Here is a 20,697-nt window from a genome sequence, read left to right on the forward strand (position 1 = left end):
TGCGGTGCATGAGCTTCTTGCATGACCTGAGGAAAACCCGCCTATGCACGGCGAGGTGCGAGGGTTTACGCCGATCCATGACGGGAGGACATGCGTCGCATGAAATTATTTCGATTGTTCGTGTCCCGCCTCGCGCAGAAAATGCATTCACCGAATGCTTTTTAAGCATCCGACTGAATGCAACTGGAGCGAATCGTGAACATGGAATATTTCCAGCCCCTGGGCGGCAACGCGATGCCGCGCTGCGGCGGGATCGCGACGATGATGCGACTGCCCAACGTGGAGAACGCCGAAGGGCTCGATGCCTGCTTCGTTGGCGTGCCGTTCGATCTGGGCACATCGAATCGCACCGGCGCGCGCTACGGGCCGCGCCAGATTCGCACCGAATCGGTGTTGCTGCGCCCGTACAACATGGCGACACGCGCCGCGCCGTTCGATTCGCTGCGCGTCGCGGATATCGGCGATGTCGCGATCAATCCGTACAACCTCCCCGATTCGATCGCACGGATCGAGACGGCCTACGACGCCATCCTGAGCCACGGCGCTACGCCGGTCACGCTAGGCGGCGACCATACGATCACGCTGCCGATCCTGCGTGCCATTCATCGCAAGCACGGCAAGGTCGGCCTGATACACGTCGACGCGCACGCGGATGTCAACGACACGATGATGGGCGAGAAGATTGCGCACGGCACACCGTTTCGCCGCGCGGTCGAGGAAGGGCTGCTCGACTGCCAGCGTGTGGTGCAGATCGGTCTGCGCGGCACCGGCTACGCCGCAGAAGACTTCGACTGGTGTCGCGAACAGGGTTTTCGCGTAGTGCAGGCCGAGGAGTGCTGGAACCGCTCGCTCGAACCGCTGATGGCAGAGGTGCGCGAGCGCGTTGGCGGAGGGCCGGTGTATCTGAGTTTCGATATCGACGGCATCGACCCGGCGTACGCGCCCGGTACCGGCACGCCGGAGATCGCAGGACTGACGGTCCCGCAAGCCCTCGAAATCATTCGTGGCGCATGGGGGCTCGACCTGGTGGGCGCGGATGTGGTCGAAGTCGCCCCGCCGTACGATCCGTTCGGCACCACCGCCCTGCTTGCCGCCAATCTCGCTTATGAAGCGCTTTGCGTACTGCCGGGTGTGAAGCGCCGCGCGTGACTCGGGATATCGCGAAGCTTGGCGGCGACCCCGCTCTGCTGCCGTCAGTCTTTAGATATCGGATTATCGTGCGACGTGATCGGTTCGCGCCAGGTGATCCTCCAGCCTGCGCAGGCCCATTGTCAGCGCCAACGTCATCAGCCAGTATGCTGCGGCAATCGCCAGGTAAGGCTCCCAATAGCGGCCGTAAGCGCCGGCCACTGTGCGTGCAGCGTAGGCCATCTCACCGAGACCGATTGCCGAGATCAACGACGTGTCCTTGAGCAGCGATATCACGTTGTTGCCCAGTGGAGGCAGCATGCGCCGGAAGGCTTGGGGGATCACAACATAACGCATCATCTGCCCGTGCGTCATGCCCAGCGATTGGCCCGCCTGCCTCTGGCCGATCGCAATCGACTGGATGCCTGCGCGAAACACCTCGGAGATATAGGCGCTGGAATTCAGCGTCAGCGCCGCTACGCCGGAGATCAGCGCCCCGTGATTCTGCTTCAAGGTTCGAGCCAGATCGCCGCTGATCAACAGCCCGTGCACCGGATGGATGAACACCGGCATCACCGCGAAATGCATCAGCAAGATCTGCACGAACAACGGCGTGCCGCGAAAGAAACTCACATAAGCCGTCGACGGCCAGCGCAGCACATATTTGCACGCCGCCCGCCACGGCTGATGCCTCGCGTCGGCAAGCCGCGCGAGCGCCAACAAGAGGCCCAAGGCGCAGCCCATCAGCACGCAGGCCACCGTCGTGCCAACGGTGACCAACGCCCCCTCCCAGAACAGTTGCCTGTACTCCACCAGGATGTCCGGGCGGAACCAGCCGAACCACATGACCGGATTGCTGTCTTCCATGCTCGCTTTCAATAAAAGGCTGAAGCTCGGGCGGGCCCGGCGCGCGCCGGTGCATCACGCCATTATTGCGGCTTGAAGTCCTGGTTGAACCACTTCTTGTAAATCACGTTGTAGCTGCCATCTGCGCGGATCGCAGCCAACCCGGCGTTAATCTTGTCCAGCAGGGCCTTGTCGCCTTTGCGGACCACGATTCCGTAGTATTCCTTGGGGAAATTCGCGTCTTCCACGGTCTTGAGGCCAGGATTCTGCGATACCCGGTACGCAATGACACCGTTGTCGCCAATTGCCGCGTCTACACCACCTGAGGCGAGTTCGGAAATGATGAGCGGCGTGCTCTCGAAACGTCGGATATTCGGGTTGGTCTTGCCCACCTCACGGCTCATGACATCGTCGGCCGTGGAACCGCTCACCACGGAGACCTTCTTGCCATCCAGGTCCTTCAGCGACTTCACAGGACTGTTCTTCGGCACCGCGATCAGCTGGCGTGCGTCGAAATACGGCGCCGAGAAGTCAAAACTCTGCTTACGCTTATCGTTGATCGTGACGCCGGAGATGACCAGGTCCACGTCGCCATTGTTGAGCGACGCGAAGATGCTCGTGAACGGCGTGTTCACGATACGCAGTTTCATATGCTGCTGCCTCGCGATCGCGTCGATGATGTCGATGTCAAAGCCTACGATCTGCTTGTCCTTGTTTTCAAACGCGAACGGTGTATAGGTCGCGCTCGATGCCACAACCAGTTCGCGGTCTTCCGCGTGCGCGGCGACTGACCAGATGGCACAGGCTGCCACCGAGGCGGCAAGGGTGAGGAGGATTTTTTTCACAGCGTCGTCGCCCCGGGACAAGAAAAGTTGGAAAAGTATATAGCAAACCACTAAAAAGCCTATCAGCCAAAATTCGTCTACATCCCGTTTCGATCGCGGCGCATGGCAACCGTAACGCGTCACGTTAAGCAGGCCTGCTGGCTATAGGTGGACCGCCGCGCGTCATTAGCATTCGACAATCCATTCGTAGTGCCACGCAGATCCGCGTTCCTATAATGGCCCGGCGTATCAACTCATCCTTTCACCCCGGAGCCATCTTCATGATTCGACGCACTCTGCCCATTCTCGCCGCGCTCGCGTTCGTGCTGCCGTTTGCCAGCGGTCCCGCCTACTCCGCCGGCGCGCCGACGCCGCTCAAGGTGGGCGTGGCCGGTGGCGTAGACGAGCAAATCTGGGAGGTCGTCACGCAGGTTGCAAAAAAGGACGGGCTAGACGTGGAGGCCATCGTCATCAGCGGTACCGCGAGCCCGAATGAGGCGCTGAACAACGGCGATCTGAACGCCAATTCCTTCCAGCACATTCCGTATCTGCGCGATCAGGTCAAGTCGCGCGGCTACAAGATCGTGGCGGCTGGCGACACGTATATTTCGCCCATCGGCTTCTATTCGAAGAAGTACAAGTCGCTCGAGGCGCTTCCTGTCGGTGCAACGGTCAGCATTCCTGCCGACCCGAGCAACCAGACCCGGGCCCTCGTGATCCTGCGCGATCACAAGCTCATCACGTTGCGCGACGGCTTCGATCCCTACACCGGCACCGCTTCGCTACAGGACGTGCGCTCCAACCCCCGCAAGCTGAATTTCGTCGAGGCGGACCCGCTGGTCCAGGCGCGCTCGCTGCCCGACGTGGATGCCGCGGCCATCGTCAATAACGTGGCGTCCGAGGCGGGACTGTACGCCACGCGTGACGGCATCGCCGTCGAGCACAAGGAACACAACCCCTACGTGAACATCATCGCGGTGCGCGAGCAGGACCGCAACGCGCCGTGGGTGCCGAAGCTCGTCAAGGCGTATCAGTCAGAGGAAGTCAGACACTTTATCCAGACACACTTCAATGGGTCGGTGATTCCCGCATTCTGATATTGCGCATGCCTGCGCATGCTTCCATCGAGGTGAAACGTTATGTCGCCAACCCTGGCTGACCGCTACGTGCAGGCCCTGCTGCAGACCCTGCTCATGGTGGGTGCCTCCATGCTGATCGCGATCGTCGCTGGCATGCTGCTCGCGATCGTGCTCACGGTGAGCGCACCAGGCGGACTTTATCCGCGACCGTTACTGCACAAGGCGCTCTCGACCGCCATCAACATGTTCCGCGCGATCCCCTTCATCATCCTGCTGGTTGCACTGCTGCCGGTCACGCGCTTCATTGTCGGTACGACGCTGGGCGCGTGGGCTGCCGTCGTGCCGTTGAGCGCGAACCTGATTCCGTTCTTTGCGCGCATCGTCCAGGTCAATCTCGGGGGCGTGGAGCCAGGGCTCATCGAAGCCGCGCGCGCGATGGGCTGCAAACGCTCCCAGATCGTCCACCACGTGCTGTTGCCCGAAGCGCTGCCGGGCATTCTCGGCGGCGTCACGGTAACGGCAATCGCGATGATCGACATGTCGGCGATGGCTGGCGCCGTCGGGGGCGGCGGCCTTGGCGACATGGCGATTCGCTATGGCTACGAACGCTACGAGACCCAGGTAATGATCGTCGTGATCTTTATTCTGGTCGCGCTCGTATCGGTGATTCAGCTGGTCGGCGAGTATTTTGCGCGCCGTGTCGATCGCAAGCGCTGACGACACCCAGCCGCGCTGGGAAATCCGTCGAGTTACCGGTGGTGATATTTCGAATCCACTTCGTTGATCGCCGCGACGTTCCCCGCGCTACGCCCGTTTTCGTCGAACGTGTTGTCCAGAAACGCGTCGGCAATGGCCTTGGCCACCTCCGGCCCGATCACGCGCGAACCCATTGTGATGATCTGCGCATTGTTCGAGAGCGCCGCGCGTTCCGCCGAATAGGTGTCGTGGCACAGCGCGGCGCGAATGCCCGGCACCTTGTTCGCCGAAATGCTGACACCGATGCCGGTGCCGCACACGAGAATCGCGCGGTCATATGCGCCGCTGATCACGCCCGACGCCACGCGGTCCGAGAGATTGGCGTAAAACTCGTTCGGATTCGCTTCGTTGCTCGACACTTCGAAAACGTCGAAACGATCTTTCAGATAGTCGGCCAGCACCCGGGCCAATCCGACTCCGGCACTGTCGCCTCCAATGGCCACTTTCATGACGATCTCCTTGAGAATAAGGGTTGGCAAGCCCGCATCGAGGTCAGAGCACTGCCCCGACGCGCTTCAATATGTCCAGATACCCGCTCACATCCCACGCCGAACGGCCGATGAAGAGCCCGTCGATATTCGGGCAGGCGGTGAGCTCCGCGCAGTTGTCGGGGTTGACCGAGCCGCCGTACAGGCACGGGATGCGGCGGCCGAGAATCGCCTGCGCGACCTGAATGATTTCCGCCTGTCGCGCATCGGCGTACTCGGGGCTGGCGGGAACACCACGTTCGCCAATGGCCCACACCGGCTCGTACGCGAGCAGAATCGGCGCTGCGCGCTGTTCCGTACTGAGTCTTGCCAGCGCAGCGCGGACCTCGCCAGCCAGCACTTCTGCAGCGCGGCCGCTTTGCTTGTCGGCGAGCGTCTCGCCAACACAGATCAAGGGCGTCAGCCCATGGCGCACGGCTGCCTCGACCTTGAGGCCAACGGTGTCGTCAGTTTCGCCGAAATGCTCGCGCCGTTCGGAATGACCGAGTTCGACGAGGTCCATGCCGCAATCGACCAGCATCGGCGGCGCTATCTCACCGGTCCAGGCGCCGTGCTCGGCCCAATGCATGTTTTGCGCGCCGACCTTGATGTCGGTCTCCGCAAGAATGGATTTGACTTCCCGAATCGCGGTGAAAGGCGGAATCACGAAGCACTGAATTCGCGGGTCGTCGGGGCTGGCAAACATGCGCTCGGCAAAAGCGATCGCTTCCGCCAGCGTCTTGTTCATCTTCCAGCTCGTGCCGACCCAAAAGAGGGAATCAGTCATGGTTACCTTGTTGCGCCTATGCGCTCACGTCTCACAGCGCATGTCGCGCCGGAACCGGCGGGAGTGGCTCGACCCGCCAGTCCGGCACAGTGATCAATACGCCAGTCAACTCACTTCGACAGCACGAACGGCGCGGTGTACTTCGACGCGTTCGCCTTGGTGATCAGCACGCAATCGAACAGCTGCTTCTCGCTCGATGCGCCCGTCTTGCCGGTTTTCAGGTACTGATCTGCTTCCTGCACCGCTTTGGCCGAGAACTCGGCGACCGGCTGCAGCACGGTGTATTGCAACTCGCCGGCCTTGACCGCGTCGACTGCTGCGGGCGAACCGTCGAAGCCGCCGACCTTCACGCTCTTGAGCTTGCCTGCCTGCTTGAGCGCGGCGATCGCGCCGAGCGCCATTTCGTCGTTGCCGCTGATGACACCGATAACGTCCGGATGCGCCTGCATCAGGCTCTGCGTGGCGTTGAAACCTTGTGTGCGATCCCAGTTGGCCACTTGCGAGCCCACCATCTTCAGATCCGGATACTGACTCAGCACCGATTTGTAGCCGTTCGAGCGCGTCGCGGCGTTGTTGTCGGACGGCGCGCCGAGCAGTTCGACGTAGTTGTCTTTCGAGCCGACGTCCTTGACCCATTGCTGGGCGCCCAGGGCGGCGCCTTGAGCGTTGTTCGACACCAGCTGCGCCTTGGCGAGGCCCGGCTGATTGATTTCCGCATTGACGAGGAACACCGGAATCTTCGCGGCGATCGCCTTCTTCACGGCGCCAACCGAACCGCTCGCGTTGGCCGGGTCGAGAATGATCGCGACCGACTTGTTGGTGATGGCGGTGTCGATCTGCTGACTCTCGGTATTCGTGTCGCCCTTCGACGCGGAAACATTCGCGGTGTAGCCGAGCTTTTTGGCTTCGGCAGAAGCGATGTTGCCTTCGGCCAGCCAGTACGGGTTCGCAGGATCGTTGACGATGATGCTGATGAGGCCGGCGGCTTGAGCCTGTCCGGCGAACAAGGGTGCGGCCAGGGCCAGGGCCGCAAGGATCGTGGTCTTTGTCTTGAAGGTCATGAGTTGTCTCCTCCTCAGTGGATGATGGTGAAAAGCGTCAATTCACTTCTCGCTTGCCGGCCGTATGGCTCAGGCCTTGCCGCCTTGCGAAGAAGCCAGTTGTCCACCGGTCGGCGCGGGACGCTTGACACGGCGGCGATATTGAATGGCGTTCAGCAACACCGCGAGGACGATGACCGCGCCGGTGAATACGGTTTGCCAGTAAGATGAAATGCCGATGATCACGAGACCGTCGGACAGAAAGCCGATCACGAATGCGCCGAGCAGCGTGCCGCGGATATTGCCGGTGCCGCCCATCAGCGACGCGCCTCCGATCACCACTGCCGCGATGGCCGTCAGCTCGTAGCTCGTGCCCGCCGTCGGACCGGCGGAGGTGAGCTGCGAGGAGAGAATCAGACCGGCGATCGCCGCGCAGGTGCCCGAGAGCATGTACACGCTGATCTGCACGTGCTTTACCGGCACGCCGGAGAGTTCCGCCGCGCGGGCATTGCCGCCCGAGGCGTAGAGCCAGCGGCCGAATGCCGAGCGATTGAGCATGATGCTGCAGAGCACTGCGATCGCCACCAGAATCAGTACGCCCACCGGCACGTTGAACAGCCGGTCGAAACCAAGCCAGTCGAAACCGGTATTGCCCAGGTCTGCCTGTCCACCGAGGTTGTTGTAGGTGAGCCCGTTGGTCATCAGCAGTGCGAACCCGCGCACGACATACATGACGCCGAGCGTGGCGACGAAGGCCGGCACCCGGAAGCGCGCGATGAGAACCCCGTTGACGAGGCCGATGAGCGCGCCGAGCGCGCAGCACAGCACGACCACCACCCAGACCGGCGGATACACCACGACGCCGAGCATATTCAGCGTCACGCCCTGCATGAAGAATCCCGCGACGACACCGGAGAGTCCGAGCGTGGAGCCGACCGAGAGGTCGATCCCTCCGTTGATGATCACGAGCAGCATGCCGATCGCAAGGATCCCGTAAATGGCCACGTGCGAGGCCATCGTCAGGAAGTTTTCTAGTGCGAAATAATTTGGTGACAGAAAGGAAAAGATAATGACGATGGCGATCAGCGCGAAAAACGCACGTCCTTCGAGCAGGATCTTGCCGAAGTCAAGCCCTTCTCCGCCGAAGCGACTGGATCTCGGTGTTTTGGCGGCATGGTTCATGTTGAATGTCTCCTGGCATTGCTACGATCAGACAACCACGGCTTCGCCCGAGGCGGCCATGATGTCGTCCTTGTTGGCATCCGGTCCGAATTCGGCCGATATCTTGCCGCGCCGCATGACGATGATGCGGTGCGCGACGCTCAGACACTCCCCGACTTCCGAAGTCGAATAGACCACGGCCAGACCTTGCTTCGCGTTCTCCGCGAGCAGGCGAAACACCTCCGCTTTCGCGCCGATGTCGATGCCGCGGCTGGGTTCGTCGAGCAGGATGACTTTCGGCCCGGTCGCCAGCATCTTGCCGATCACCACCTTTTGCTGATTGCCGCCCGAGAGCGAGCGGATCGACGCCCCCGCTCCCGAGGTCTTGACGTGCACGTTGCGGATCGATTCGCCCACGAGTTCGCGCTCGGCGCCAGCCGACATCAGGAACCCCTTCACAAAGGAGCGGATGCTCGCGAGCGACATGTTCGAGCCCACGCTCATGGTCGGCACGAGGCCATCGCGCTGCCGGTCCTCCGGCACCAGCACGAGGCCCTTCGCGATGCGCTCGCCAATGCTCAGCGACGCCATATCCTCGCCTTCGAGCAGCACCTTGCCGCCCGTGACAGGCAGGTGCGTGCGGCCGGCCACCGCTTCGAGCAGTTCCGTGCGGCCCGCACCCATCAAGCCGTAGATGCAGACGATCTCGCCCGCGCGCACCTCGAGCGACAGATGATCGACCACCGAGGTGCCCGTGCCCGATTCGTCGGCGACGCTGATGTCGTCGATGTCGAGCGCGACGTCGCCGAACGCGTAACCCGTCGGCGGCGAGCCGAGATCGAAATTCTCGCCGACCATGTTGCGCACGATCCAGCCGAGGTCGATGTCCTTGCGCTGCGCCGTGGCGGTGATCCTGCCGTCGCGCAGGACCACGGCGTAGTCCGTGACCTGCAGCGCCTCTTCGAGATGGTGCGAGATGTACACGATCGACACGCCGCGGCTCGTCAGGTCGCGAATCACCTTGAAGAGCACCTCGACCTCGGAGGCACTCAGCGCGGAAGTCGGCTCGTCCATGATGACGATGCGCGAATCGACCGAGAGCGCACGTGCGATCTCGACCACCTGCTGCTGGCCGAGGCGCAGGTCGTGGACCAGCGTCATCGGGTCGATCTCTTCTTCGAGGTCGACCATCAGTGCCTGCGTCTGGCGCGCCTCTTCGGCGAAGTCCACGCCGGTCGGCGTGCGCAGCTCGCGGCCCATGAAGATGTTGTCGCGCACGCTCAGATTGGGCGCGAGGCTCAACTCCTGGTGAATGATCGAAATGCCGTGATCGCGTGCATCGCTCGACGAGGCGAAGGCGACCCGCTCGCCGTCAAGTTCGATCTCACCCGACGTGGGCTTTTCCACGCCGGACAGGATCTTCATCAGGGTCGACTTGCCTGCGCCGTTCTCGCCGAACAGCGTCGTGACCTTGCCGCGATGGATCTCGAAATTCACGCCCTTCAGGGCATGCACGCCGCCGTAAGACTTGACGATGTTGCGCGCGGACAGCAGGACGCCGTCCTTCGTTGCGGCAGGTGTCGTGATAGGGGTCGCGGTGTTCATTTGACGTCCAGCTTCACAGGAGTGACGAGCCAGCCGTTCGGATTGATCAGCTGGAATACGCCGACGACCGAGACGGTCTTGCCGGTCAGTTTGGTCGTATCGACTTTCGACAGGACCACTTTCTTCATTTCCGCATTGATCGCGTAGCCCGCGTTCTGGTAGTCGATCTGGTTGGTGAACTGCCCGAAGCTGATGTCGCCGGTGGCGTCGCGCAGATCCGTGCCGTTGATTGCCGGTCCTGTTTGCACGCGCACGACCAGCGAGTCAGGCAAACCCGGCACCTTCACTTCGTACACGCCCGCATCTTCCTTGCCCGCTACACCGGTGAATTTCACCGAGATCTCGGGCCCCACGCCGCCGCCGGCCACACCGTACTGCTTGCCCGCCGCGTCCTGATCCTTGGCGATGGCCGCGTCCAGCGTGGCGGCATCGACTGCGCGCTTTTCGATGGCGGCCTGAGTTTTCGGAAACTGCTTCTTGCCGTAGGCGGCCGGTTCGAATTCCTGGGTCTGCGAGTCCGCGCTGGAGCCGATCTTCACGACCTTCGTGCTCATCGCCATCGCAACCAGCAAGATCACCAGCAATACCACTTCGATCACAAGGCGAGCCTTGTGCCCGCCGTGACCCTTCGTCGATGGAGCAATGGCGCTCATTGGCTCACCTCCGTTGCGTCGGTACCGCGGCTTTGCCGGCCGCCTGCCCATTCAATCCGTGCCATGTCTCCTCCAGTTTTCTACGATCACATTCACCACCATCGCGGCCGACGCCGCGCCCGGGTCCATGTGCCCGATGCTGCGTTCACCGAGACGCGACGACCGACCCTTGGTCGCGACCATCGCGATCGTCGATTCGGCGCCCGCCGTTGCCGCCTCGCCCGCGCGCGTCATGATCTCGCGCACCGGCAAGCCCTCCTCCATGCCGTGTTCGATCGCCTCCGCAGCGGGCGCCCAGGCGTCGACCATGGTCTTTTCGCCGACTTCGGCCCGGCCGCGCGAGCGGATGCCTTCTGCCATCGCGACGATCAGGCCTGGCGCCTCGTTCAGTGGCAGTGCCTGCCGCGCACCGGCAAGCTTGGCCGCACGCATGAACGCGGTGGCATAAAGCGGTCCCGACGAAGCGCCCACCGCGTTCAGGAAACCCTTGGCCGCCGCGTTCAACTGATCTGCGAGCGTGGCGTCCGCCGGCAGCACCTCGATCGCTTTCGAGGCGGCAGTGAAGCCCTGCTCCATGGCGATACCGTGGTCCGCGTCGCCGATCGCGCCATCGAGCCGGCAAAGCTCGTCGCGCGCCTTTGCGGTGGCGTCCGCGAGTTCGCGGAACAGGCGCGCCATATCGGCGGTCGTCAGCGCGGGCGTCATGCAGCCCTCTGCTGAAACATCGCGCATTCGCACGGGTGATCGATGAGGCGCTGGAGTTCGTCGTCGAGATGCATCACGGTGATCGACGCGCCCGCCATTTCGAGCGACGTGCAAAGCGGCCCGACCAGCGTGCGATGCACCACGAGCCCTGCTTCCTTCAACCGCTGCGCCACGCGGCGGTTGAGGATGTACAGCTCCATGAGCGGCGTGGAACCGAGCGAGTTCACGAGGACGGCAACGCGATCGCCCTTTGCCGCGTCCATCTCGGCGAGGATCGCATCCATGATTTCGTCGGTGATCGCGTCGGCCGTGCGCAGCGTCTCGCGGCGCATGCCCGGCTCGCCGTGAATGCCCATGCCGATTTCCATTTCACCGGCCGCGATCTCGAAGTTCGGACGCCGCGTTTGCGGCAGTGAGCACGGCGCGAGCGCCACCCCCAATGTGTAGGTGCGCGCGTTGGCATGACGCGCCACGCGCTCCACCTCGTCGAGCGGCATCATCAGATCGGCAGCGGCGCCCGCCGCCTTGAAGATGAACACGTTGCCCGCCACGCCGCGGCGCGTTGCGCGCTTCTCGCGCGGCGCCGAGGCGATGTCGTCGGTCGTCGGCACCGTGCGCGCCTCGACGCCCTCGAGTTCGAGCATCTCGGTGGCCATGTCGAAATTCATCACGTCGCCGGCGTAGTTGCCGTACATGAACAGCACGCCCGCGCCGCCATGCGCGGCGAGCGCGGCATCCACGGCAGGTTGCGGCGGCGGCGACGCAAAGACGTTGCCGATCACCGCCGCGTCGGCCAACCCCTTGCCGACGAAGCCCAGAAACGTCGGCTCATGGCCCGATCCGCCGCCGATCACGAGCGCCACCTTGCCGGCGCGCGGCCCGTTGCGTGCGACGATCGCGCGCGGCGCACTGTCGTTGCGCGTGAGCAGATCGCCGTGGGCAGCCATGATGCCTTCCAGCATCTCGTCGACGGCGGCGTCGCCGTCGTTGATCAGTTTCTGTGTCCTCGCGCCGTGCATCGTCGGATCTCCTCAGATATTCAGATCGGCAACGCCGGAATCGAAATGCGGAGCCCAGAACGCCACGGATTCGGCGATCTGCTCGACGACCTGGCGATCGGTCGGCTCGCGCTCCTTGAACGACAGTTCGAGGCAGATCTCGTTGTCGCGTCCACCGCCTTCGTGCAGCGCCTTGATCAGCGGTTCGGGCTGAATGCGGCCGCGCGCGTTGAACTCGGCGGTGAAAGGACGATGACCGCCCTTGTCCATCAGCGACTGCTTGATGTGAATGATCGGCGACACCCGCGGCACGGCGCGCGCCCACGCATACGGATCGAAGTCGTCGGGATTGGGGCTCGTGACGTCGCCGTGGTCGATATCGGCCATCATCCACATGGGAATCGCCATGTTCGCGGCGCTCAGCTTGTCCTGCAGCGCCATGCACGCGGCGATGGTCTCGCCGAACTCGCGGCCGATCGACATGGGTTCCCAGAACACGTATTTCAGCCCCGCCGCCTTCGCATGTTCGGCGACTTCGGCCCAGCAATCGATCGCGGTTTGAATCAGCGCGTCGCGGCGCGCCCGGTCGTCGAAGTCCTTGTAGGTGAAGATGGCGAACTGCGTGCCGATCGAATCGCCGCCCAGGTCGGCGGTGATATCCGCGAAGGTCTTGAACCAGTCGACGTAATAGCGGCGCACATCGGCATCCGGATGACCGAAGTGATTCAGCCGCCCGTATGGCCCCGTCATGCCCGACGTGATGCGCACGCCGGTACGCGTCATCGCCGCGCGCATCTCGCGCGTCAGCCTGCGTGTCGTTGCTGCCGGCCACGACGGATTGATGAACTCGTGAGTCAACTGCACGTCACGGATCTTCATGTCGTGCGCAATGGCATCGATCAGGTCGGCCGGCTCCGCGAAGCGGTTCACCAGCGGATTCGTGTTCAGTGCGAGTGTGAATGCCATGTTCGTCTCGTGTCCTATGGGTTGCCTCGGGGTTGGGGCCCGCCTGCTTACGCGGATTTCCTGACGAGGCCGTCGAGCCAGACGCCGAAGGCGGCCTTTTGCGCGGCGCTCATGTGCAAGCCGTGCTTGGTGCGCCGCGTGAGCAGGTCGTCGGCCGACTCAGCCCATTCGTTAGCCATCAAATAACGTGCCTCCGCCTCATAGAAGCTCGGCCCGAATTGCTGGCCCAGACCGGCAAGCGAGGTCGCGCCGTTGATCACCCGGGCCGTCAGCGTGCCGTGCGTCTGCACGTAATAGCGCAACAGGTCACGCGGCAGCCATTCGTACTGCGCCTGAAGTTTCGCCATGAAACGCGGCACGTCGGCGCCTTCGATGTCGCCACCCGGCAGCGTCGCGGCTGCGGTCCAGTCCGCGCCCATCTTCGGGAAGGTCGGCTGCAGCTTTTGCAACGCGTGCTCGGCGAGCTTGCGGAAGGTGGTGATCTTGCCGCCGAAGACGTTCAGGAGCGGAGCACCGCCGCTAACGTCGAGGTCGAACACGTAATCGCGCGTGACCGCCGACGGATTGCCCTTGCCGTCGTCGTAGAGCGGGCGCACGCCCGAGAATGTCTCCACGATGTCCTGCTTGCGCAACGGATGCTTGAAATAGCGGTTTACCGCCGAGAGCAGATAGTCGATCTCGTCGTTCGTGATCGCCACCGTTTCCGGCGCGCCATACCAGGCGACGTCGGTCGTCCCGATGAGCGCCTTGTCGCCTTCGTATGCGTTGATGAAAATCACGCGCTTGTCGTGGTTCTGCACGAGGTAGGAATGCGGACCTTCCCAGAACTTCGGCGTGACGAGATGGCTACCCTTGACGAGCCGCACCTTGCGCGTCGACTGCGCGCCCGCGCGCCCGATCACTTCGGACACCCAGGGTCCGGCCGCGTTGACCAGCGCCCGCGCGCTCACCACCCGCGTCGCGCCGTTGCGCGCGTCGCGCAGTTCCACGCGCCACGTCCCGCCCTCGCGCCGCGCCGAAACGAACGCGGTGCGCGTGAGCACTTCGGTGCCGCGCCGGGCGGCATCGACGGCGTTGAGCACCACCAGGCGCGCGTCATCGACCCAGCAGTCGGAATACTCGAAGCCTTTGCGGTACTCGTCCTTGATCGGCGCTCCTTCGGGGTTACGCCACAGATCGAGCGAGCGCGTGCCCGGCAGCTTCTTGCGGCCGCCAAGATGGTCGTACAGGAACAGGCCCGTGCGCACGAGCCAGGCGGGACGATCGCCGGGACTGTGCGGCAGCACGAAACGCAGCGGCCAGATAATGTGCGGCGCGGCGTTGAGCAGCACTTCGCGCTCGATCAGCGCCTCGCGCACGAGCCGGAATTCGTAGTACTCCAGATAACGCAGGCCGCCATGAACCAGCTTGCCGGAACGCGACGACGTGCCCTGCGCGAGATCGTCCTTCTCGCACAGCATTACCGACAGCCCGCGGCCCGCCGCATCGCGCGCGATACCCGCGCCGTTGATGCCGCCGCCGATGACACACAGGTCCACCATGTCCTTCTCGCTCATCTCACGTTCCATGTTCGACGTTAGTTGAGGCTTGCGGAAACTGGCCGATGCCGGGATTTCAGCAATCGAGCCGTTTCCGCCCACGTCGGCACCAGCGCCTCGCGTGCCTTGCGATACGCGGGAAAAAGTTGCGCGTACAAGCGGGTCAATTCCGCATCGGGCGACTCGGGCCGTCCCAGCAGCGGCGTCACCCATTCGGCGATGCACGCATTCATGTTCGGGTACACGCCGAGCGCAACCGCAGCCATCATGGCCGCACCGGCCGCGCCCGCTTCCTCGCGGGTGGAGATCCGCGTGGGCGCGCCGACCACGGCGCCGAGCACGCCGCGCAACGCGCGCGAACGCGTCGCTCCGCCGGTCAGGCGTAGCTCGTCAGGCATGGGTATGCCCATCGACGTGTAGCAGTCGCGTGCGGCCATTCCGAGCCCTTCGACCACGGCGCGGACCAGGTCCGGATAGCGGCTTTCGCTCGTCAGTCCAATGAAGTCCGCACGCGCGTTGGGCTCGACAAACGGCCCGCGTTCGCCCGCATCCGAGATATACGGGTGATACAGCAGCGAGCCCGGCCGCCCTTCCTGCAGCCAGCCGTCGATGCATTTGATCCGGTCGCTGCGCGAGAGGCTCGTGCCGAACTGCGTGAGCAGATCGCAGGCGAGATTGAGCACCCAGTCGACGTTCAGCGTGGCCGCCATGTTCGACTGCACCTGCGCCGACATGCCCGGCAACGGCAACGCGATGACATAGCCCGTGCCTTCCGCGTTCAGATGCACGTTCTCGTTGCGCATGGCCCGCATGTGCATGCCCGTAGAGCCGACGATCGAGCAACTCGCGCCCGCCGCGCCTTCGGTGTGGATGCCCGCGCCCAGCGCCGTCAGCACGATATCGACGAAGCCGAGAGACACGGGCGTACCGGCCAGCAGGCCCGTCTCGGCTGCGGCCTGCGCAGAGAGCGGATGCGTGAGTTCGGTCCCGTCGATAATCTCGGGCAGCAAGCCGCGCCGCGCGCTCAGGCCGAGTGCGTCGATGACCGCATCGTCGTAGCGGCGCGTGCGAAAGTTGCCGTAGGTGAAGCTGGCCTCCGACGGATCGGTCGCGCGCACGCCGGTGAGATTGAGATACAGCCAGTCCTTGCAATGCAGCGCGACTTCGGCGCGCGCCAGCACGTCCGGCATCGTCGCGGCCATATGCGCGATCTGCGCGCCCTGGCTGCATGCGGCGAGCCCGGTGCCGGTCGCCTCGAAGCGCGCGCGACTTGCGGGGCCTTCCTGCAAGGCGCGCACCGTGTTCGCGGCGCGCGCATCGAGCCACAGCCAGGCGTCGCTTGCGGGTTGATTGTCCGCACCGACGAGCCACGTGCCATCGCCCTGGCCCGTGACCGCCAGCGCCTGCGTGCGCTGCGCGAGGCCCTCGACCTGCTCGCCGAGATCGCGCAAGGTCTGCGCGCAATCGGCCCAGGTTTGCGCCAGCGACTGGGTCGCCGCGCCATCGGCGCTGGTCGTGTAGCGATTGGGCAGCGAGGCCACGGCAATCTGCCGTCCCGACAAATCGAAGGCCACGGCCTTGATGACCGAGGTGCCCGCGTCGATGCCGACGAGGAGATCTCGTGCCGCGTTGCCCGTGACTGTGCCCATGACCTTGTCCATCACGGCGCTTCCGTCGCGACAGGGTCGCCATTCAGCGCCAGCGCCGTGGCCTCGTCGGTGATCAAGCCGCTAAGGAGTCCGCTCTTCAGGACGGCGCGGATGGCCGCGATCTTCGACGCGCCTCCGGCAATGGCCACAATGCGCCGGCTCGTCAGATCGGCCAACGGAGGCGCGACCGTGCGCGCCGCCAGCGACGTTTCGACGGATTCGCCGGCGTCGCTGAAAAAATGGCCGAGCAGTTCGCCCTTGCCGCCCTTGCTGCGCACTTCCTCGATTTCGGCCGGCTCGATCATCTGCGACGCGACAAGCTGCGCGTCCTCGTCCACCGAGCCGATGCCGACGACCATCAAATCCGCATGCGCCGCGAGATCGAATACTTCGCGCACGCCACGCTGCGAGAGCAGCACCTCGCGATCCTCCGCGGTATTGGCGAAAAACGGCAGCGGCAGCACGTACGACACCGCGCCCGTCTGGTCGGCGAGCTTGTGGATGACGTCGTACGGATTCGCGGTGTACTTGCGCGTCACGCCGCCGAGCAGCGACACGAAACGCACCGTGCCTGCGTCCATGCGCGGGATGTTCGCGACCACGGCGGCGAGCGTGCGCCCGTGTCCGATGCCGATCACGCCTTCCTGGCGCGCCGCGATCTCGCGTTGCAGGAAGTACGCCCCCGCGACCCCCAACGCACGCAACGGCAAGTCGCCTTCGTGCAGATCCGGCACCACTTCGCAATAACTCAGGCCATAGCGCTGGGCCAGTTCGGCTTCGAGCACGACGCACTCGGCGACATCGCCGTCGATCGTGAACTTGATCGCGCCGCTCTGATTGGCGCGCGTGATCAACCGGTGCGCCTTGACGCTGCTCACGCCGAGTCGGGACGCGACATCGGCCTGGGTCTGCCCGGCTGCGTAGTGCAACCAGGCCGCGCGTATCGCAAGGCTGTCCTCGGCATCACGTTTTCCGGCGATTTTCGTCATGTTGTCTCCATGCACCCACGAAGAGTGATATTTTTTTCGTGTGTTGAAATTTATTTCAGTGACCTCAAGGTAAGCATTCCTTTCCCCGGCTGCCATCCGCGATAACCCTGGGTGGTCTTCGCCTGCTCGATGGGCCGAAAGGAAGCTGTTGCAACGCATCAAAAAACAGCATGGAGACACGATGGAGCGCTATTTACTCGGCGTCGACAGCGGTTCGACCGCCACCAAGGCCGTCGTCTTTGACACATCCGGACGCACCGTCGCGGTGGGAAGCCGGCGGGTCGAGCAGCGCCAACCGCGCGCGCGACACGTCGAACGGGACATGCAAGAGGTTTGGGCAGCGGCCTGCGGCGCCATCCGCGATGCGTTGCACGAGATTCCGCCGGACTCGATTGCGGCCGTGGGCGTGACCGGGCACGGCGACGGGCTCTATCTCGTCGACAGCGCCGGCGCGCCGCTCGGACCGGGTGTACTGTCGCTCGACAGTCGCGCATTCGAGGTAACCGAGCGCTGGCGTGAGGCAGGCGTGCTCGAAAAAGCGCTGACGCTGACGGGACAGCAGCCCTATCCCTACGCTGCCGTTAGCTTGCTCAAGTGGATCCAGCTCAACGAGCCGGAACGCTTTGCGAAGATCGGCCACGTGCTCTTTTGCAAGGACTGGCTTCGTCTATGCCTGACCGGCGTGCCGGCCACCGATCCGACCGAAGCGAGTTCTTCCTTCACCGATGTCGACACCCAGACTTACAGCGACGAAGTCCTCGCGCTCTACGGCCTGACGTCGATCGGTCATGCGCTGCCGGAGATCATCGCTTCGGCGGCGGCCGCTGGCCGGATCACCGCGCAGGCCGCCGCGCAGACCGGTCTGAAGGAAGGCACGCCGGTTGCCTGCGGGCTGCACGATGTCACGTCGAGCGCGCTCGGCATGGGCAACATCGAGCCGGGTGTTGTTTCGATTACGGCGGGCACGTTCAGCATCAACGAAATCCTCTCCGATCGACCGCAACGGGATCCGCGCTGGTCATGCCGCAATGGCACGCGCCCCGGCCAGTGGATGAACATGTCCATCTCGCCTGCTTCATCGAGCAACATCGACTGGGCGTTGCGCGAACTCTTTCAGCACGAAACGCAGGAAGCCGCGCGGCGCGGCTGCTCGCTGTTCGACCTGATCGGCGACGAAGTGCAAGCGGCCTTCGCGGAGCCGAGTTCGGTCATGTTTCATCCGTTCCTGTTCGGCTCGCCGTTCGAGCAACCGGCGAGTGCGTCGTTCTTCGGCATACGCTCGTGGCATCGTCGCGCGCATCTGGCGCGGGCCGTGCTCGAAGGCATGGTGTTCAATCACCGTTGGCACGTCGAAGCATTGACGAGCGCGTTTCCTGCGCGTCGGGCCGGGCTGACTGGCGGAGGCTCGTCGAGTCCCCTGCTTGCCCAGCTATTCGCCGATGTCCTCGGCGTCGCGATCGATATTCCCGAGAGTCGGGAGGCCAGCGCGCTTGGCGCTGCGCTCTGCGCCGGTGTCAGCGTGGGCGTTTTCGCCTCGCTTTCCGAAGCGACCGCGCGCGCGTGCCGGGTCGCGCACACGTACGTTCCGGACACCCAACGACATGGCCAACTCGACGAGGCGTATGCGCTCTGGTCGCGGCTCACGGCAGCCATGCAGCCTTTGTGGCCCGCGCTCGATCATGCGGCCATCGCGCACTGAAAGGGGAGCGCAACGATGATAGAACGAAACCGCAAATTCTTTCTCGACCGCGTGAGGCAGCGGCCGAAGGTCAGCGTGTTGATTGTCGGTGGCGGCATCAACGGCGCGGGCCTCTTTCGCGACCTCTCATTGCAAGGCGTCGACTGCCTGCTGATCGACAAGACGGATTTCGCTTCGGGGGCGAGCAGCGCGCCGTCGCGGCTCATCCATGGCGGCGTGAAGTACCTCGAAACCGGCGAGTTTCGCCTCGTGGCCGAATCCACGCTGGAGCGCAACCTGCTGCTGAAAAACGCGCCGCACTTTGTGCGGCCGCTCGAAACCGTATTGCCGATTCACTCGTACTTCGGCGGCATGATCGCGTCCGCGCGCCGCTTCTTCGGCATGAAGGCAAAGCTCGCCGATCGCGGCGCGGTCATCTCGAAGATCGGTCTGGCGATGTACGACTTTCTCGGCCGGCATGACCGCACGATGCCGCGGCACCGTTTCGCGCTCAGAAAGCAGTCGCTGCAAAGCCTGCCGCTGCTCGATCCTGCGATCAAGGCGACTGCCACGTATTACGACGCCAAAGTGACGCAAGCCGAACGGCTGAACTTCGAACTCGTCGCCGATGGTCTCGCTGCCTGCGAGCACGCCGCCGCAGCCAATTACGTGAGTGTCGATCACGTGGAGAGCGGCGTCGTATGGCTGCGTGATCTCGTGACGCAAGAACGCATTGCCACGGAGCCCGCGATCGTCGTCAATGCGGGCGGCGCGTGGATCGACAGCGTCAATGCTGCGCTCGGGATCGAGCGGAAATATATCGGCGGAGCGAAGGGGTCGCATTTGATCGTCGACCATCCCGAACTCCATGCGCAACTGCGCGGCCGCATGGTGTACTACGGCTCGAAGGACGGCCGCATTTCGCTCATCTATCCGTTCATGGACAAGCTGCTCATCGGCTCGACCGATATCCGGTTCGACGATCCGGACGGCGTGCGCTGCGAGGACGACGAGGTCGCCTATATGCTCGGCGTCTTGCGCGAAGTCTTTCCCCGTGTGGATCTCAAGCAATCGGATATCGCCTTCCGCTATAGCGGCGTGCGGCCACTGCCTTATTCAGACGCTGCGAATCCGGGCGATGTGAGCCGCGATCATGTGGTGCACGTCGATCACCTGCCGGGTACGCAGATCTCGGTGCTGTCGCTGGTGGGCGGCAAATGGACGACCTTTCGCGGATTTGCGGAATCCGTCGCCGACGATGTGCTCGGACGCCTCGAACGCTCACGCAGGATCAGCACGCGCCACGAGCCGATCGGCGGCGGCCGTGATTATCCGCACGATGCAGGCAAACGGGACGCGTGGATCGGCGCGCTCGCACAACGCCACACTCTTCCGGCCGCACGGGCCGAGACGCTTTTCGCCCGCTATGGCACAGCGGCTGCGGCGGTCGCCGCGTACTGCGCGCATGCGCAGAACGGACGCGCGGATCATTCGCTCACGGGCGAGGCGGCGTATACGACCCATGAAATCCGATACCTTTGCGAGCAAGATATGGTGACGCATCTCGCGGATCTGGTGTTCCGCCGCACGACCATTGCGATCTCAGGGCATCTGACGAACGCATTGTTGCTGGAAGTCTCCGCGATTGCAGCACAGGCGCTAGGATGGGATTCGGCACGCACGCTGCAGGAAATTGATGCGACGCGTGAAACTGCGTGTGAGCGGCATGGAGTTGTGCTTTCCAGCGGCGAGATTGCAACCCGGAATATTCACTAGTGATGTCCGCACAAGTGCCAGCCTGTCTGCCAATTCGGCTAGCATGCCTTGA

19 protein-coding genes are annotated in these 20,697 nt (G+C 63.7%); 5 read left to right on the forward strand and 14 right to left on the reverse strand.

Features of this window, described 5'->3' with window-relative positions:
- The first annotated feature begins 195 nt into the window (after positions 1 to 195).
- A complete protein-coding gene (speB, locus tag ACOJB8_RS05365) occupies positions 196 to 1,149 on the forward strand; it encodes an agmatinase (protein WP_368729177.1) in 954 nt (317 codons plus the stop codon).
- 63 nt (positions 1,150 to 1,212) lie between these two features.
- Here the strand turns inward: speB and ACOJB8_RS05370 are convergent, their stop codons facing one another.
- Together ACOJB8_RS05370 and ACOJB8_RS05375 are read right to left on the reverse strand one after the other, a co-directional pair.
- Positions 1,213 to 1,995 (reverse strand): amino acid ABC transporter permease, encoded by a 783-nt coding sequence (locus tag ACOJB8_RS05370; protein WP_069267215.1) that lies wholly within the window; start codon positions 1,993 to 1,995, stop codon positions 1,213 to 1,215.
- A 62-nt stretch (positions 1,996 to 2,057) separates the two neighbouring features.
- Positions 2,058 to 2,786: a basic amino acid ABC transporter substrate-binding protein gene (locus ACOJB8_RS05375; protein WP_256094936.1), complete on the reverse strand. Its 729-nt coding sequence runs from the start codon at positions 2,784 to 2,786 to the stop codon at positions 2,058 to 2,060.
- 293 nt (positions 2,787 to 3,079) lie between these two features.
- Here ACOJB8_RS05375 and ACOJB8_RS05380 point away from each other — a divergent pair, with 293 nt between their 5' ends.
- Positions 3,080 to 3,895, forward strand: coding sequence for a MetQ/NlpA family ABC transporter substrate-binding protein (locus ACOJB8_RS05380; protein ID WP_475011360.1), 816 nt, complete (start codon positions 3,080 to 3,082; stop codon positions 3,893 to 3,895).
- A gap of 42 nt (positions 3,896 to 3,937) precedes the next feature.
- The gene (locus ACOJB8_RS05385) at positions 3,938 to 4,594 is read left to right on the forward strand and encodes a methionine ABC transporter permease (protein ID WP_069267213.1); all 657 of its coding nucleotides are present in this window, start codon (positions 3,938 to 3,940) and stop codon (positions 4,592 to 4,594) included.
- Between the two features lie 32 nt (positions 4,595 to 4,626).
- Here the strand turns inward: ACOJB8_RS05385 and derI are convergent, their stop codons facing one another.
- The 12 genes from derI to ACOJB8_RS05445 form a co-directional block, all read right to left on the reverse strand.
- On the reverse strand, positions 4,627 to 5,082 hold the full coding sequence (derI, locus tag ACOJB8_RS05390; protein ID WP_069267212.1) for a D-erythrulose-4-phosphate isomerase: 456 nt from the start codon (positions 5,080 to 5,082) through the stop codon (positions 4,627 to 4,629).
- A gap of 43 nt (positions 5,083 to 5,125) precedes the next feature.
- Positions 5,126 to 5,887 (reverse strand): triose-phosphate isomerase, encoded by a 762-nt coding sequence (locus ACOJB8_RS05395; protein WP_069267211.1) that lies wholly within the window; start codon positions 5,885 to 5,887, stop codon positions 5,126 to 5,128.
- 110 nt (positions 5,888 to 5,997) lie between these two features.
- Entirely contained in the window at positions 5,998 to 6,948 is a 951-nt protein-coding gene (locus tag ACOJB8_RS05400) for a D-ribose ABC transporter substrate-binding protein (RefSeq protein WP_069267210.1), read from the reverse strand.
- Between the two features lie 69 nt (positions 6,949 to 7,017).
- Positions 7,018 to 8,109, reverse strand: a complete 1,092-nt coding sequence (locus tag ACOJB8_RS05405; RefSeq protein WP_475011364.1) for an ABC transporter permease — start codon at positions 8,107 to 8,109, stop codon at positions 7,018 to 7,020.
- A gap of 27 nt (positions 8,110 to 8,136) precedes the next feature.
- The gene (locus tag ACOJB8_RS05410) at positions 8,137 to 9,693 is read right to left on the reverse strand and encodes a sugar ABC transporter ATP-binding protein (RefSeq protein WP_475011368.1); all 1,557 of its coding nucleotides are present in this window, start codon (positions 9,691 to 9,693) and stop codon (positions 8,137 to 8,139) included.
- Positions 9,690 to 10,346, reverse strand: a complete 657-nt coding sequence (locus ACOJB8_RS05415; protein ID WP_475011371.1) for a DUF2291 family protein — start codon at positions 10,344 to 10,346, stop codon at positions 9,690 to 9,692. The genes ACOJB8_RS05410 and ACOJB8_RS05415 overlap by 4 nt, the downstream gene beginning before the upstream one ends.
- Positions 10,347 to 10,397: 51 nt before the next feature.
- Positions 10,398 to 11,051 carry a dihydroxyacetone kinase subunit DhaL gene (gene dhaL, locus ACOJB8_RS05420; protein WP_475011372.1) on the reverse strand — a complete coding sequence of 218 codons (654 nt, stop codon included), beginning with the start codon at positions 11,049 to 11,051 and terminating at the stop codon, positions 10,398 to 10,400.
- Positions 11,048 to 12,070, reverse strand: a complete 1,023-nt coding sequence (locus ACOJB8_RS05425) for a dihydroxyacetone kinase subunit DhaK (protein WP_475011374.1) — start codon at positions 12,068 to 12,070, stop codon at positions 11,048 to 11,050. Before ACOJB8_RS05425 ends, dhaL begins: the two co-directional genes overlap by 4 nt.
- A 12-nt stretch (positions 12,071 to 12,082) precedes the next feature.
- Entirely contained in the window at positions 12,083 to 13,015 is a 933-nt protein-coding gene (locus ACOJB8_RS05430; protein ID WP_368729186.1) for a sugar phosphate isomerase/epimerase family protein, read from the reverse strand.
- A 47-nt stretch (positions 13,016 to 13,062) separates the two neighbouring features.
- Positions 13,063 to 14,571, reverse strand: coding sequence for a glycerol-3-phosphate dehydrogenase (locus ACOJB8_RS05435; RefSeq protein WP_475011377.1), 1,509 nt, complete (start codon positions 14,569 to 14,571; stop codon positions 13,063 to 13,065).
- A gap of 20 nt (positions 14,572 to 14,591) precedes the next feature.
- Entirely contained in the window at positions 14,592 to 16,214 is a 1,623-nt protein-coding gene (locus ACOJB8_RS05440) for an FGGY-family carbohydrate kinase (protein WP_368684996.1), read from the reverse strand.
- Positions 16,214 to 17,191 carry a sugar-binding transcriptional regulator gene (locus ACOJB8_RS05445; RefSeq protein WP_475011379.1) on the reverse strand — a complete coding sequence of 326 codons (978 nt, stop codon included), beginning with the start codon at positions 17,189 to 17,191 and terminating at the stop codon, positions 16,214 to 16,216. The genes ACOJB8_RS05440 and ACOJB8_RS05445 overlap by 1 nt, the downstream gene beginning before the upstream one ends.
- A 181-nt stretch (positions 17,192 to 17,372) precedes the next feature.
- On the opposite strand from ACOJB8_RS05445, the gene ACOJB8_RS05450 reads away from it, so the two are divergent.
- Both ACOJB8_RS05450 and ACOJB8_RS05455 read left to right on the forward strand, forming a co-directional pair.
- On the forward strand, positions 17,373 to 18,890 hold the full coding sequence (locus ACOJB8_RS05450) for an FGGY-family carbohydrate kinase (RefSeq protein WP_475011381.1): 1,518 nt from the start codon (positions 17,373 to 17,375) through the stop codon (positions 18,888 to 18,890).
- A 15-nt stretch (positions 18,891 to 18,905) separates the two neighbouring features.
- A complete protein-coding gene (locus ACOJB8_RS05455) occupies positions 18,906 to 20,645 on the forward strand; it encodes a glycerol-3-phosphate dehydrogenase/oxidase (protein WP_475011383.1) in 1,740 nt (579 codons plus the stop codon).
- Positions 20,646 to 20,697 lie beyond the last annotated feature (52 nt).

The sequence above is a fragment of the Paraburkholderia sp. BR10141 genome, assembly GCF_056155635.1.

Coding starts and splice junctions, on each gene's coding strand:
- ACOJB8_RS05385 (WP_069267213.1), top strand. CDS start 3,938: ATGTCGCCAACCCTGGCTGACCGCTACGTGCAGGCCCTGCTGCAGACC.
- ACOJB8_RS05395 (WP_069267211.1), bottom strand. CDS start 5,887: ATGACTGATTCCCTCTTTTGGGTCGGCACGAGCTGGAAGATGAACAAG.
- derI (WP_069267212.1), bottom strand. CDS start 5,082: ATGAAAGTGGCCATTGGAGGCGACAGTGCCGGAGTCGGATTGGCCCGG.
- ACOJB8_RS05425 (WP_475011374.1), bottom strand. CDS start 12,070: ATGCACGGCGCGAGGACACAGAAACTGATCAACGACGGCGACGCCGCC.
- ACOJB8_RS05410 (WP_475011368.1), bottom strand. CDS start 9,693: ATGAACACCGCGACCCCTATCACGACACCTGCCGCAACGAAGGACGGC.
- ACOJB8_RS05380 (WP_475011360.1), top strand. CDS start 3,080: ATGATTCGACGCACTCTGCCCATTCTCGCCGCGCTCGCGTTCGTGCTG.
- ACOJB8_RS05435 (WP_475011377.1), bottom strand. CDS start 14,571: ATGAGCGAGAAGGACATGGTGGACCTGTGTGTCATCGGCGGCGGCATC.
- ACOJB8_RS05455 (WP_475011383.1), top strand. CDS start 18,906: ATGATAGAACGAAACCGCAAATTCTTTCTCGACCGCGTGAGGCAGCGG.
- ACOJB8_RS05415 (WP_475011371.1), bottom strand. CDS start 10,346: ATGAGCGCCATTGCTCCATCGACGAAGGGTCACGGCGGGCACAAGGCT.
- ACOJB8_RS05370 (WP_069267215.1), bottom strand. CDS start 1,995: ATGGAAGACAGCAATCCGGTCATGTGGTTCGGCTGGTTCCGCCCGGAC.
- ACOJB8_RS05430 (WP_368729186.1), bottom strand. CDS start 13,015: ATGGCATTCACACTCGCACTGAACACGAATCCGCTGGTGAACCGCTTC.
- ACOJB8_RS05450 (WP_475011381.1), top strand. CDS start 17,373: ATGGAGCGCTATTTACTCGGCGTCGACAGCGGTTCGACCGCCACCAAG.
- ACOJB8_RS05400 (WP_069267210.1), bottom strand. CDS start 6,948: ATGACCTTCAAGACAAAGACCACGATCCTTGCGGCCCTGGCCCTGGCC.
- dhaL (WP_475011372.1), bottom strand. CDS start 11,051: ATGACGCCCGCGCTGACGACCGCCGATATGGCGCGCCTGTTCCGCGAA.
- ACOJB8_RS05445 (WP_475011379.1), bottom strand. CDS start 17,191: ATGACGAAAATCGCCGGAAAACGTGATGCCGAGGACAGCCTTGCGATA.
- ACOJB8_RS05440 (WP_368684996.1), bottom strand. CDS start 16,214: ATGGACAAGGTCATGGGCACAGTCACGGGCAACGCGGCACGAGATCTC.
- ACOJB8_RS05405 (WP_475011364.1), bottom strand. CDS start 8,109: ATGAACCATGCCGCCAAAACACCGAGATCCAGTCGCTTCGGCGGAGAA.